Raw genomic sequence first — 13,580 nt, forward strand, 5'->3', positions numbered from 1 at the left:
TCCTTAGATAAAGCAAACCCCGCAGCCGTGAACCGGTTTGCGGGGTTTTTATTGGCACCGACAGGCTTACTCGTCGGCGTTGATATATTGCTTGCGGTCTAAATCGTACTTACGCATCTTGTCGTACAAGGTTTTGCGGGGCAGTTCGAGTTGTTCCATGGTTTGCTTAATACTGCCCTTGTTATGACTTAAGGCCTCTTCAATCAAGACTCGCTCAAAAAACTCAACCCGTTGCAGTAAGGACATACTGGTATGCAGACTCGGTGCATTACCTAAGGTGCCAGCGAAGGCGGCTTCACCACCGAGTAACACATAACGCTCTGCCAGATTTCTAAGTTCGCGCACATTACCCGGCCAATCGTGGGAGGTAAGGATGGCATTTTGCTCGGCATTGAGGGCAATCAAGGCCTTGTGATAGCGCGCTGATGCCATACGAGCAAAATGTAAGAACAATAAAGGGATATCTTCGCGGCGATCCCTGAGTGGTGGAATTGGCACAGTCACCAGATTCAAGCGATAGAGCAAGTCTTGGCGGAATTCCCCTGTGTCACATAGGGACTTTAAATCCACTTTAGTGGCGGCAATCACCCGAATGTCCAAATGGATGCTTTTATTGGAGCCTAGGCGTTCGACCTTGCGATCTTCGAGCACCCGCAGCAGTTTGACTTGTAACGACAGCGGTGTACTTTCGATTTCATCTAAAAAGAGTGTGCCACCATTAGCGTACTCAAACTTACCTATCCGTAGCTTATCGACGCCGGTAAACGCGCCGGCTTCGGCACCAAAGAGTTCGCTCTCAATTAAATTTTCAGGAATAGCGCCGCAGTTAATAGCGACAAAGTTGGCCTGATTGCGACTACTGTGGTCATGCAGATAGCGGGCGACCAATTCTTTACCCGTGCCAGTTTCACCTTCGATAAGCACATCTGCGGGGGTGTCGATAACTTGGTCGATAATATGGCGCATACGCAAAATGCCGACGCTGTGGCCTAATATTCTCGGCCCTGGCACGTTATGGCTTTCTAACTCTTTCTTTAACTTGCGGTTTTCGAGGGTGAGGCTGCGTTTATCCAAGGCACGTTTCACCACATCTAACATATGCTCGTTGTTAAAGGGTTTTTCGAGAAAATCGTAGGCACCTTGCTTTAACGCATTGACTGCCATAGCGATATCGCCAAAGCCAGTGAGTAGCACGACGGGTAAATCGGGATCTTGCTGGCGAATTTGCTGCATTAGGCTGATGCCATCGAGTTGCGGCATATTCACATCTGAAATCACCACACCTGTCCAGTCTCTATCAAGGAGTTTAGCAATGCCTTTAGGATCGGTGGTGGCAAAGGCTTTGATGCCTTCAAGCTCAAACAGTTGTACTAGGACTGTGCCAATATGGGGCTCATCGTCGATGATCAGTACGCTATAGTCTTGAATTGAATTGGGAAGACTCATGATGACTGGCGTTCCTCAGCTAAATAAATCGGTAAAATAATGTGGAAAATGGCGCCGCCGTCCTCGGCATTGGCAACATTAATCTGCCCCTGCATAGACTCAATAATGCGCTGGGAAATGGATAAACCTAGGCCAAGTCCTGTACGCTCGCTAGTGGTAAAATAAGGCTCAAAAATTTTCTCCATTTGGCTTTCGCGTACTCCAGGGCCTGAATCTTGAATACTGATACAGAACTTGTACTGACAGTTTACCCTAATACTCAGTGTACGTTTTGGAGATTGCTGCATGGCGACTACCGCATTGCTCATAATATTGACAAACACTTGCTGCAGGCGCACTTTGTCGCCCCAAACCTGATATTGGCCTTCAGGTAGCAATACATCGAGTTCAACCCCTTGTTTGTCGATTTCGGGCTGCACTATGGTCAGAGCTTGTTTTATACAGCCCTTAAGATCGGTGGCACTATCCGCACCTTTGCTCTTACGGGTAAAGCTTTTAAATTGCCCAACAATATCGGCTAAGCGGTCGGTCAGCTCAATAATAATTTTCAGGTTATCCAGTGCCTTATCTTGCATATTGCGGGCAAGGAAAGTTTGAGTATTTTGCGCGTAGCTGCGAAGAGCCGCTAAGGGCTGATTAAGCTCATGATTGATACTGGCGGATAAACTACCAATCACGGTCAGCTTAGCGGCTTGGATCAGTTCATCTTGGGTATCTTTTAGACGATCATTTGCCTGCTGCAGATCTTGGGTACGCTCCTCGACCCGTTGCTCTAACAAACTTTGTGCTAATTGCATACGCTGCAAGTTACGGCGCCGCTCACTGCTAAAGAGTAAACCTAAGGCAAGCAGCAAGTAGATAGATGCCGATAGCAGCATCAATGCGGGTAAAGAGTCATGTAGCGGTTTTAATGGTGCAAGAATATGTACTCGCCAACCCGCTTTAGTCATCAAATGGTGGGTATCCATATATTGCGATTGATTATTGCCTTGGCGGATTTGGTAGATATGGCCGCTGCTGAGGCTATTTTCTTGATATTGCGGTTTTATTAATAGTTCACCTATCGGGCGTTCGGCGTAACGCTTTGAGGCATTTAAGGCATATTGTTTGGCCTGAGTCAGTGGTGTGAGTGAGGTTAAGCGCCATTCATCTACACTTGAAATAAACACGATATCGTCGGGATCGCTGATTAAAAATTGGTATTGGCCAGCCATTGCAATACTGGTGCTTTGCTGTTCAATATCGGCGATATCCACTTTTACAATAATGGCACCCAGAATGCCTTTTCCGCCTTGCTGATAAATAGGATAAGAAAAGTAAAAACCGCGTTTATCCGAGCTAGTGCCCACCGCATAGTAGCGGCCTAAATTGCCCGAAATCGCATCGGTGTAATAGGGTCTGAAGGAGTAGTCTTTGCCGATAAATGAAAATGGCTGTTGCCAGTTGCTGGCTGCGACTGCAATGCCGAGGGCATCAATAAGATAAATATCAGACGCCTCTGTCACATGCTGAATTTCCTCTAAATACAGGTTGAGCTCTTGCACCTTCTTGGCATTTTGTTGATCGTTGAGCACATTGGCGAGCATGGGATTGGTTGAGAGTACATGAGGGATGCTTTCATAGCGTGACAGGGCGCCATCTAAGAAGCTGACTAGCTCTTTGAGTTGTTTCTCAGATTGTTGTTGGATGTCTATTTTTCCCTGATAAAAATGCACCCAGTACGTTAATTTTAAGATGGCAAACAAACCCGCAAGTAGCACTATGGTCATGAATAGACGTTTTTTGGCTTTAGGCGTCATGGGCAACATAGCAGGCGATCCTGATCCACACTGAATAAAACAAAGCGAGCCTGAGTAGGCTCGCTTAAAAACTATCTAGAATCAAGGAATAATCTTTATTCCTGAAGATTAATATCCATTAAGCTTATCCAGTAATTCTGGCAAGAATAGCGAGATTTGTGGCACGTAGGTGATCAGCGCCAGGAAGGCCAACATCAGTGCTAACCATGGCAGTACGGATTGGATCACCCAACCAATGCTGCGGCCAGTGATCCCCGCTGTCACAAAGAGGTTAAGCCCAACAGGCGGCGTTAGCATACCAATCTCCATGTTGACCACCATAATGATGCCTAAGTGGATAGGATCAATACCAAGTTGAGTGGCAATCGGAAATAGAATTGGCGCCATAATTAACACGATCGCTGATGGCTCCATAAAGTTACCCGCCGCTAATAGCAGTAAGTTAACAATGATTAAGAAGCCCCAAGCGGGTAGCCCCATCCCCACAATATACTCGGCAATAATATGGGGAATACGTTCAGTGGTGAGCACGTGTGCAAACAACATGGCGTTGGCAATAATAAACAGCAGCATGATGCTGACCTTGGCACCATCACGCACCACATGGCGAATTTCTTTGTCGATTGGGGTTTTTATCAGCCCTAGCACCATATGACCTAAGTTACGAGCGATCGCGCTTGGGATGGCTTCATTAGGGTTACGCCATGCGACATTTTTCAATGGACCAATATCACGATATCCAAATACCGCAATAAAGTATGCATACATACAAGCCACGGCAGAGGCTTCAGTTGGGCTGGCTACACCGCCGTAGATTGAACCTAACACGATAAAGATCAGCGCCAGACCGCCTAAGGCTTTGGCACTGGAAATTCCCAGTTGCTTAAAGCCAGGGAAGGGACGTGATGGCAGATTCTTAAAACGGGCGACGATATAAATCACTATCATCAGTAGGAAACCCATCATTAAGCCTGGGATTAAACCCGCCATGAACATTTTAGCCGCAGAGACTTCTGTCGCCGCTGCATATACTAGCATCACGATTGAAGGTGGGATCAAAATCCCTAAGGTGCCAGAGGTGGTAATTACCCCTGAAGCAAACTTTTCGGGATAACCTGCTTTCACCATGCCAACGATAACAATTGAGCCAATTGCGGCTACTGTCGCTGGGGAAGAACCTGAAACCGCAGCAAATAACATACAGGCCATCACAGAGGCCATGGCTAAACCGCCACGGATATGGCCGATACTATCCATTGCAAAGTCGATGATCCGCCTTGCCACGCCACCGGTTGATAGGAAAGCCGAGGACAGAATAAAGAAAGGGATCGCCAGCAGGGTATAGTGCTCTGACGATGACTCATAAAGTTTTAATGCCACAGAGGCGAGGGAATCGTTGGAAAAGAATAAAATCGTCAGCATGCTCGAGAAACCTAACGCAATTGCGATAGGCATACCTAAAAACATACAGACGAGTAGGGCAGTAAAGAGGGTCGCAATGGCCATTACTTCGCTTCCTTATTGTCTGTTTCTTGTTGCGCGTGCTGAGCAGCTTCATCAATTAAATGCATACTTTCTTTCGCTTCATCGGCAAATTGGAATCCAGAGACTTGGTTGCGCAGGATAGCGATAAACAGTTCTAAGAAACGCCAAGTCAACATGCTAAAACCAATCAATAGAATGCTTTGGGATAACCAAATTGGCACAGCGCCGTCTTCAATATCAATTTTTAATGTGTTCCAAGCAAAGTCAGGATCTAAGCTGTTTAACAAAAACTTAGGGAAATGAATATCTTCCATCGGAACGCCAATTTGGTACATCTGCGACAGATATTGCCAGCTACCTTTTAGAAATAGTCCGCAATAAGCCAAGCAAATCAATGCTGTCACTAGAGATGTGAGCTTTTTAGCTTTAGGTGGTAGATTTTTTACAAACGCATCAACACCGATGTGAGCGCCGACTTTCACCCCATAGGACATACCAAAGAGTACAAACCAACCACACAGGGTTAAGGTGAGTTCTTGGATCCATAAGAAACCGGTATTGAAGAAAAATCGTGCCACTACCTCTGTAAACACTAAGAGTGTCATTAAGGTGATCAAGAGATTGAGCACCCCTTCTTCAAAGTAACCAAAAATTCGCGATATCACAGCTGTACTCCCCTCGCTTAAATACCGCTTAACCTCAAAATGAGATTAAGCGGCTTATTTCATTATTATTTATTTGCAGCAACAGCGGCTTCAATCACATCTTTACCGACTTGGTCTTCAAACTTAGCCCATACTGGTTTCATCACATCAACCCATTGTTGACGTTCTGCTGGGGTTAAGGTCACCAATTGAGAACGTTTTGAATCAAGGATTAATTGCTTGTCTTCGTTATCTTTTTCTGCAGCGATCTTGTTACCTAAAGCGATAGATTCGTCTAATGCTTCTTTGATCACTTTACGTTTATCCGCAGGTAAGCTTTTCCAGAAGGCATCAGAGGTCACGACCATGTAATCCAATACGCCATGGTTACTTTCTGTAATATGGCTTTGAACTTCATAGAATTTTTGTGAGTAAGTGTTAGACCAAGTGTTTTCTTGACCGTCAATCGCGCGGGTTTGTAGCAGGGTGAACACTTCAGAGAATGGTTTTTTCACTGGGATAGCGCCAACAGCATCAAATTGTGCGGCTAATACGTCAGATGCCATTACACGGAATTTTAAGCCTTTAGCATCGGAAGGTTGCTTGAGTGGTGCGTTAGCAGAAAACTGCTTCATACCATTATGTAAATAGCCTAAACCCACAATCCCTTTGCGGCTCATTGAGTTGAGTAATGCTTGACCGGCTTCACCCTGTTGGAAACGGTTTACTGCATCCATGTCATTGAACAGGAAAGGCAAGTCGAAAACTTGTAAGCGTTTGGTGTAACGTTCAAATTTTGAGAGTGAAGGTGCTACAAATTGCACATCATTTAGCAATAGTGCTGCTAACTCGTTGTTATCCCCAAATAACTGTGAGTTAGGAAATACACTGACCTTGTATTCACCCGGTAAACGTTGCTCAACGAGTTCTTTAAACTTCAGTGCCATTTGGCCTTTGGGCGTATTTTCTGCCACAACATGCGAAAACTTAATTTCAATCGGTTCTGCAAATACGTTAAAGCTGGTTGCGAATACTGAGGCAACGGCGAGCATTTTGACTAAGGTTTTGAGTGGACGGGTCAATCCAGTTTGTTGATTCAATGTCATTTTGAGTTCCTTTTTCTGTTGTTAGGATTTGTCCTCAGTCTTGGTTAGTTTGTTACCAAGTGTGAGTAGGAATACAGCCTTGATTTCCCTGAGGTCTGTCTTAATAAAGGCAAATACCACGCCAACTTACGATGGATTCTGTAAGTGTTTGGTTAATAAAGTGTAGTTCATTTGACGTTTGTCACACTTTTAGTTTTGTGGGTGAGATCTCGCTCACGTTGATTTTGGCTATGGGTGGAAATCCACCCAAACTGCATTTTGTGAGATATGAGCTGAGGTTTTTAGCTTGATGGTTAACTGAGCAAAATAAGTTGCTTTTAGATCAAAAACGGTTTGAAAAATGACTGTGGAGTAGGGGGAGGTGACATGGCTAAAATAAAGCCCAGTGACGGTCAGCCGTGATCTTCGCCTATTCGTTTTAAGATCTCATCACTTGGGAGTAACTCCAAGTGTCCACGTTCATCGAAATACCAGCCAGTAATAAACCCTTTTTGGCGCATACTCACAAGGTTTTGCATGACCTCACGGGCTTCTCTTAAGGCAGTTTGCTCGTCACAGGCATGAGTATGTTTAAGATAAGCGGCGATATTGGTGAGGGATGCGGATTGACTGACGCTAGCCATAGTGCTGATCTCCAAATTGCTCAAGACAATGGATCAGCGCGTTTTAGCCAAAATTAGGGTAAATGCTAGGTAATGGACTCAATTAACGTCATGCTGATTTAGAACAAGCATAGTTGAGATAATAAGGTGGTAAAGTTTTTGAAGTGAATATGGTGGTCGCTACTGGGATCGAACCAGTGACCCCCTCCTTGTAAGGGAGGTGCTCTCCCGGCTGAGCTAAGCGACCCGGGGTAAATCAGTAGTGCAGAATATGGTGGTCGCTACTGGGATCGAACCAGTGACCCCCTCCTTGTAAGGGAGGTGCTCTCCCGGCTGAGCTAAGCGACCCGGGGTAAATCAGTAATGAAGAATATGGTGGTCGCTACTGGGATCGAACCAGTGACCCCCTCCTTGTAAGGGAGGTGCTCTCCCGGCTGAGCTAAGCGACCGGAATTCTTTCAATACAAATTTTTATGTCATTCACAAATATGGTGGTCGCTACTGGGATCGAACCAGTGACCCCCTCCTTGTAAGGGAGGTGCTCTCCCAGCTGAGCTAAGCGACCTGGGAATGACTACACAGTGAGGTTATATGGTGGTCGCTACTGGGATCGAACCAGTGACCCCCTCCTTGTAAGGGAGGTGCTCTCCCGGCTGAGCTAAGCGACCCGGGTATATAACAACATGTAAACCATGATTAAATTTGCATTTAACACATGGTGGTCGCTACTGGGATCGAACCAGTGACCCCCTCCTTGTAAGGGAGGTGCTCTCCCAGCTGAGCTAAGCGACCTCTGCTGTGTGGAGCCGTATTATAGGGAGGTTCGATCGGGTGTCAACGCTTTTTAATGAAAAAAGCATTGGTCGCGCTATTTTTGTTCGCATTGACTTAATGTTAATCACGGGCTCATTTAAAGTGTTACTTTATTGGGCAATTTAAGATTGAGTGATTTAAGCAAGCTTTGTATATCAGCCCATAGTGAATATTACCGCACAAATAACCACTAAACTTTATCAGGTTTTCTATATCGACGAGACGATGGATTTTTAGGTCGGTTATAGGGCATGAGTTCAACAGCGCTGGTATACATTTATGATCCTGAGTCGAGGTGAGTGAGCGCGTTTAGTTTCTATTATGATTGGTCAGCTAGCGATATCTATATCGAATTAATACATCGACTTTTGTGTTATCTGTATTATCAGCGGATATGTTCCATTTGCAGCGCTGACTTAGGCTGCTAGAATAAGCCCACTTTTTATCGTGATTGTCTTTATCTAGACGACTTTATATAGGTTAGTGTCCCACTATGACAACTAAGACGCGTTTTGCCCCTAGCCCAACAGGCTTTTTGCACGTGGGCGGTGCCCGTACTGCACTTTATTCTTGGTTACAAGCTCGTGCCAATAACGGTGAGTTTGTTTTACGTATCGAAGATACGGATATTGAGCGTTCTACTCAGGCCGCTTGTGATGCCATTTTAGAGGGCATGAACTGGTTAGGTCTAACGTGGGATGAGGGCCCGTACTATCAAACTAAGCGTTTTGATCGTTATAACGAAATCATCGCGCAAATGTTAGAGCAGGGCACAGCCTATAAATGTTATTGCTCGCGTGAACGTATCGATGCGTTAAGAGAAGCACAAGCGGCAAATGGCGAAGCACAAAAATACGATGGTTGCTGCCGTGACTTGCCGGCGCGTGATACTGATGAGCCTTTTGTTGTACGTTTTAAAAACCCTATCGGTGGTTCAGTCGTATTTGATGACCATGTTCGTGGCCGTATCGAATTCTCAAACGACGCGTTAGATGATCTGATCATTGCTCGTACCGATGGTGTACCTACCTATAACTTCTGTGTAGTGGTAGACGATTGGGATATGGGGATTACCTGTGTAGTGCGTGGTGAAGACCATATCAACAACACGCCACGCCAAATCAACATCCTTAAAGCATTGGGTGCACCTATTCCTGAATACGCCCACGTATCGATGATCTTAGGGGATGATGGTGCCAAGCTGTCTAAGCGCCATGGTGCGGTAAGCGTGATGCAATACCGTGATGATGGTTATCTGCCTGAAGCACTGCTTAACTATTTAGTACGTTTAGGTTGGTCACATGGCGACCAAGAAGTGTTCTCTTTAGAGGAAATGAAGCAGTACTTTAAGTTAGATGATATTAACAAAGCCCCTTCAGCCTTTAATACCGAAAAACTGGTTTGGTTAAACCAACACTATATTAAGACGCTTGATCCTGAATATGTGGCTTCCCACTTACAATGGCATATGGACGATCAAAAGATTGATACGTCAAATGGTCCAGCTTTATCAGCTGTAGTGACAGCATTAGCTGAACGTGCCAAAACGTTAAAAGAGTTAGCTGCATCTAGCCGTTACTTCTATGAGGATTTTGCAGAGTTCGATGCCGAGCAGGCGAAAAAGCATTTACGTGGTGTGGCGCTTGAGCCATTACAATTAGTGCAACAAAAGCTAGCGGCATTACCGGAATGGACCGTTGAAGGTATCCACCAAGCGATTGAAGCCACCGCTGCTGAATTAGAAGTAGGTATGGGTAAAGTGGGGATGCCATTACGTGTCGCTGTGACCGGAGCAGGGCAGTCTCCAGGCTTAGATATCACCTTATTCTTAATAGGAAAGGCACGCTCTGAGCAAAGAATATCCAAAGCGATTGAATTTGTAGCAGATAGAATAAATTCCTAAAAAACGAGTTGACACATTTAGGTGCGCTGCATAGAATGCGCCTCGCAGTTGAGACACAGACGAGCAAATGCTTGTAGTGCACTTAAATGTGGTTTAATAAGTTTGGGGCTATAGCTCAGCTGGGAGAGCGCTTGCATGGCATGCAAGAGGTCGACGGTTCGATCCCGTCTAGCTCCACCAAACTTACCGCCGATATTAAGCGAGAGTTTTTAACGAAATTCAAATTAATATGTCCTTGTGTCCCCTTCGTCTAGAGGCCTAGGACACCGCCCTTTCACGGCGGTAACAGGGGTTCGAATCCCCTAGGGGATACCACTATGTTTTACGACATAGTGCTCCTACCAAATAGCTAACGAGTTGTCTGGTAAGAACAAATCTAAATTTCTGCGATATACTGAGTTTCAGTTTTGTCGAAAGAGTTTGGGGCTATAGCTCAGCTGGGAGAGCGCTTGCATGGCATGCAAGAGGTCGACGGTTCGATCCCGTCTAGCTCCACCAATTTCGCCATATTAAGCGAGAGCACTGTTAGTCATAATAGTTGTCAAATTAATATGTCCTTGTGTCCCCTTCGTCTAGAGGCCTAGGACACCGCCCTTTCACGGCGGTAACAGGGGTTCGAATCCCCTAGGGGATACCACTTTCATCCCAAATGACTAACGAGTTGTTTGAGATAAATAGCAAGACCTCAGTTATGAGGAAAAACATAAGTCCTTGTGTCCCCTTCGTCTAGAGGCCTAGGACACCGCCCTTTCACGGCGGTAACAGGGGTTCGAATCCCCTAGGGGATACCACTCTATCTCTAATAAGATAGAGTGCATCACAAATGACTAACGAGTTGTTTGAGATAAATAGCAAGACCTCAGTTATGAGGAAAAACATAAGTCCTTGTGTCCCCTTCGTCTAGAGGCCTAGGACACCGCCCTTTCACGGCGGTAACAGGGGTTCGAATCCCCTAGGGGATACCACTCTATCTCTAATAAGATAGAGTGCATCACAAATGACTAACGAGTTATTTGAGATAAATAGTAAGACCTCAGTTATGAGGAAAAACATAAGTCCTTGTGTCCCCTTCGTCTAGAGGCCTAGGACACCGCCCTTTCACGGCGGTAACAGGGGTTCGAATCCCCTAGGGGATACCACTCTATCCCTAATAAGATAGAGTGCATCACAAATGACTAACGAGTTGTTTGAGATAAATAGCAAGACCTCAGTTATGAGGAAAAACATAAGTCCTTGTGTCCCCTTCGTCTAGAGGCCTAGGACACCGCCCTTTCACGGCGGTAACAGGGGTTCGAATCCCCTAGGGGATACCACTCTATCTCTAATAAGATAGAGTGCATCACAAATGACTAACGAGTTGTTTGAGATAAATAGTAAGACCTCAGTTATGAGGAAAAACATAAGTCCTTGTGTCCCCTTCGTCTAGAGGCCTAGGACACCGCCCTTTCACGGCGGTAACAGGGGTTCGAATCCCCTAGGGGATACCACCTCAACTAAAGTTAATCGCTAACGTTAGTTGAAGACAATAAACCATCGAAAGATGGTTTTTTTGTATCTATTATTTTATCGTGCCACAAGCCACAAGCCACAAGCCACAAGCCACAAGCCACAAGCCACAAGCCACAAGCCACAACGTTTATTGGTTTCCTCTGTTTCTATTGGGTTTAGACTTGCTTACTGCATATTGGGATAAAGTCTTGGAACGATGTCTCGCTGTTAGTATGCAACAACGCTATTCAGGACGGAGCAGAACAAAATAAAAAGGCGACTTAATGTCGCCTTTAAAATCAGTTCATTAAGTTACAACTCGGCACTATTCAACCCCTAAAAATCCGCCGGTTTGGTGAGCCCATAACTGGGCATAGATACCGCCAGCAGCAATCAGCTCTTGATGGGTTCCTTGTTCAACAATCCGACCTTGATCAAGCACGATTAATCTATCCATTGCGGCAATAGTCGATAATCGATGGGCGATTGCAATTACGGTTTTGCCCTGCATCAATTCGTACAAGCTTTCTTGAATCGCAGCTTCAACTTCAGAGTCCAAGGCAGAAGTGGCCTCATCGAGCAGTAAAATAGGGGCATTTTTTAATAGCACCCTAGCAATCGCGATACGTTGTCTTTGTCCGCCAGAGAGTTTCACGCCGCGTTCACCGACTTGTGCATCTAAACCATGATTGCCATTAGGGTCGGTTAGTTCATTAATAAAATCATGGGCCTGAGCTTGTTTAATCGCATGTTCGAGTTGGATTTCGCTCGCCCCTGGATTGCCGTACAGAATATTTTCACGAATCGTGCGGTGCAGTAGGGATGTGTCTTGGGTGACCATACCAATCTGTGAACGTAGCGAATCCTGTTTGACGGACTTAATGTCTTGTCCATCGATACAAATTTGGCCTTTCTCAACATCGTAAAAGCGCATTAACAGATTGACTAAGGTAGACTTACCCGCGCCCGAGCGGCCAACTAGACCGACTTTTTCGCCCGCTTTGATCGTGAGGTTGAGTTCGTCGATTACGCCAGTATTTTCACCATAATGAAAGCTCACCTGATTAAAATCGATCCGACCTTGTTCCACTACTAAGGTGTTTGCATCTGGCGAGTCTTGAATGAGTGTTGTCTTGGAAAGGGTGTTCATCCCATCGGTGACTGTACCAATATTTTCAAATAATGAACTGATTTCCCACATGATCCATTGCGACATCCCATTGAGGCGCAGCGCTAAACTCACGGCAATTGCAATTGCACCCACCGAGATGGCATTGTCACTCCAGAGCGCGATTGATACGGCGGCAATGCTGAACGCGAGTAAGTAGTTAATGATTTGTACACTGACGCTGATCCCTGTGACGAGGCGCATCTGGCGATAAACCGTGTCGAGGAAACTGCGCATACTCGCTTTCGCGTAATCAGCTTCTTTATCCGTATGGGCAAACAGTTTTACCGTGGTGATATTGGTGTAACTATCAACAATGCGTCCTGTCATCGTGGAGCGGGCATCGGCCTGTTCGGTTGAGACCGTTTTAAGCCGCGGCACAAAGTACCATTGCAGACCAATATAGAGCGCTAGCCAAATCAGCATCGGGACCACTAGGCGCACATCGGCACTGGCCACCATCACCAGCATGGAGGTGAAGTACACTAAAATGTATACCAGTACATCGAGCAACTTCATTACGGTTTCACGCACCGCAAGGGAGGTTTGCATCACCTTAGTGGCAATACGGCCAGCAAAGTCATTCTGATAGAAGGAGACGCTTTGTTTGAGCAGATAGCGGTGCGCAAGCCAGCGGATCGACATGGGATAATTGCCCAGCAAGGTTTGATGCATGATTAGTGCATGAAATAGCACTAACAATGGCATCACCACTAGGACCATTAAACCCATTAATATCAGCGTTGAACCTTCATCCTGATAGAGCGTCTCTGGGCTTTTTTTCACTAACCAATCGACTAATTGTCCCATAAAGCCAAAGAGTGAAACTTCGAGCATGGCGATGAAGGCTGTCAGCACTGACATTAATATCAGCGGTAATTCATAACCCTTAGTGTAGTGACGGCAAAACGCATACACCCCCGTGGGAGGCTTGGTTGGTTCGCCATCCGGTAGGGCTTCCACCCAAGATTCAAATCGTTTAAACATGAATTGACTCTATTTTATTGAGAAAAGTAAATGGGGAAAACGTCGAGGTGTCTAGCATATAGGATCTTGCACTTTAAAAGCACGCGATGATCCAGTTCCGTTTTCCGCGAGTGTGCTAGCATAGGGTGACGTACAGTAA

The 13,580-nt window shown here is 45.7% G+C and carries 8 protein-coding genes and 15 tRNA genes; 10 read left to right on the plus strand and 13 right to left on the minus strand.

The features are described 5' to 3' along the window. Positions 1 to 66: 66 nt before the first annotated feature. From JM642_RS07000 to JM642_RS07055, 12 genes are all read right to left on the minus strand, one after another. The gene (locus JM642_RS07000; RefSeq protein ID WP_203433287.1) at positions 67 to 1,446 is read right to left on the minus strand and encodes a sigma-54 dependent transcriptional regulator; all 1,380 of its coding nucleotides are present in this window, start codon (positions 1,444 to 1,446) and stop codon (positions 67 to 69) included. Beyond that, positions 1,443 to 3,254, minus strand: a complete 1,812-nt coding sequence (locus JM642_RS07005) for an ATP-binding protein (RefSeq protein WP_203433289.1) — start codon at positions 3,252 to 3,254, stop codon at positions 1,443 to 1,445. Before JM642_RS07005 ends, JM642_RS07000 begins: the two co-directional genes overlap by 4 nt. A gap of 99 nt (positions 3,255 to 3,353) precedes the next feature. Continuing rightward, complete coding sequence (locus JM642_RS07010; RefSeq protein WP_037428311.1) at positions 3,354 to 4,751, minus strand: TRAP transporter large permease subunit; 1,398 nt, start codon at positions 4,749 to 4,751, stop codon at positions 3,354 to 3,356. Continuing rightward, the gene (locus tag JM642_RS07015; protein WP_037420550.1) at positions 4,751 to 5,395 is read right to left on the minus strand and encodes a TRAP transporter small permease; all 645 of its coding nucleotides are present in this window, start codon (positions 5,393 to 5,395) and stop codon (positions 4,751 to 4,753) included. The genes JM642_RS07010 and JM642_RS07015 overlap by 1 nt, the downstream gene beginning before the upstream one ends. Positions 5,396 to 5,460: 65 nt before the next feature. Continuing rightward, positions 5,461 to 6,480 carry a TRAP transporter substrate-binding protein gene (locus tag JM642_RS07020; RefSeq protein ID WP_037420553.1) on the minus strand — a complete coding sequence of 340 codons (1,020 nt, stop codon included), beginning with the start codon at positions 6,478 to 6,480 and terminating at the stop codon, positions 5,461 to 5,463. A gap of 392 nt (positions 6,481 to 6,872) precedes the next feature. Then, a complete protein-coding gene (locus JM642_RS07025) occupies positions 6,873 to 7,103 on the minus strand; it encodes a hypothetical protein (protein ID WP_011073026.1) in 231 nt (76 codons plus the stop codon). 150 nt (positions 7,104 to 7,253) lie between these two features. Then, a tRNA-Val gene (locus JM642_RS07030) sits at positions 7,254 to 7,329 on the minus strand. A gap of 25 nt (positions 7,330 to 7,354) precedes the next feature. Continuing rightward, positions 7,355 to 7,430, minus strand: a tRNA-Val gene (locus tag JM642_RS07035). A 25-nt stretch (positions 7,431 to 7,455) separates the two neighbouring features. Further along, positions 7,456 to 7,531, minus strand: a tRNA-Val gene (locus tag JM642_RS07040). A 40-nt stretch (positions 7,532 to 7,571) separates the two neighbouring features. Continuing rightward, a tRNA-Val gene (locus JM642_RS07045) sits at positions 7,572 to 7,647 on the minus strand. A gap of 27 nt (positions 7,648 to 7,674) precedes the next feature. Continuing rightward, positions 7,675 to 7,750: transfer RNA gene (locus JM642_RS07050), tRNA-Val, on the minus strand. A gap of 48 nt (positions 7,751 to 7,798) precedes the next feature. After that, positions 7,799 to 7,874: transfer RNA gene (locus JM642_RS07055), tRNA-Val, on the minus strand. A gap of 514 nt (positions 7,875 to 8,388) precedes the next feature. Between JM642_RS07055 and gltX the strand changes: the two genes are divergently transcribed. The 10 genes from gltX to JM642_RS07105 all read left to right on the plus strand — a co-directional run bounded on the left by gltX (position 8,389) and on the right by JM642_RS07105 (position 11,285). Then, a complete protein-coding gene (gene gltX / locus JM642_RS07060) occupies positions 8,389 to 9,798 on the plus strand; it encodes a glutamate--tRNA ligase (RefSeq protein ID WP_037431714.1) in 1,410 nt (469 codons plus the stop codon). A 104-nt stretch (positions 9,799 to 9,902) separates the two neighbouring features. Then, positions 9,903 to 9,978, plus strand: a tRNA-Ala gene (locus tag JM642_RS07065). A gap of 59 nt (positions 9,979 to 10,037) precedes the next feature. Beyond that, positions 10,038 to 10,113, plus strand: a tRNA-Glu gene (locus tag JM642_RS07070). A gap of 107 nt (positions 10,114 to 10,220) precedes the next feature. Beyond that, positions 10,221 to 10,296, plus strand: a tRNA-Ala gene (locus JM642_RS07075). 63 nt (positions 10,297 to 10,359) lie between these two features. Beyond that, positions 10,360 to 10,435, plus strand: a tRNA-Glu gene (locus JM642_RS07080). Positions 10,436 to 10,513: 78 nt separating this feature from the next. Next, positions 10,514 to 10,589 (plus strand) — tRNA-Glu (locus tag JM642_RS07085). A 98-nt stretch (positions 10,590 to 10,687) separates the two neighbouring features. Next, positions 10,688 to 10,763 (plus strand) — tRNA-Glu (locus JM642_RS07090). Between the two features lie 98 nt (positions 10,764 to 10,861). Beyond that, positions 10,862 to 10,937: transfer RNA gene (locus JM642_RS07095), tRNA-Glu, on the plus strand. Between the two features lie 98 nt (positions 10,938 to 11,035). Further along, a tRNA-Glu gene (locus tag JM642_RS07100) sits at positions 11,036 to 11,111 on the plus strand. Positions 11,112 to 11,209: 98 nt separating this feature from the next. After that, positions 11,210 to 11,285 (plus strand) — tRNA-Glu (locus JM642_RS07105). 326 nt (positions 11,286 to 11,611) lie between these two features. Here JM642_RS07105 and JM642_RS07110 read toward each other — a convergent pair. Beyond that, positions 11,612 to 13,441 carry an ABC transporter ATP-binding protein gene (locus JM642_RS07110; RefSeq protein WP_203433291.1) on the minus strand — a complete coding sequence of 610 codons (1,830 nt, stop codon included), beginning with the start codon at positions 13,439 to 13,441 and terminating at the stop codon, positions 11,612 to 11,614. Positions 13,442 to 13,580 lie beyond the last annotated feature (139 nt).

It is taken from the genome of Shewanella sp. LZH-2, from assembly GCF_016859145.1.
In the GTDB taxonomy this organism is placed as follows: Bacteria; Pseudomonadota; Gammaproteobacteria; order Enterobacterales; family Shewanellaceae; genus Shewanella; species Shewanella xiamenensis.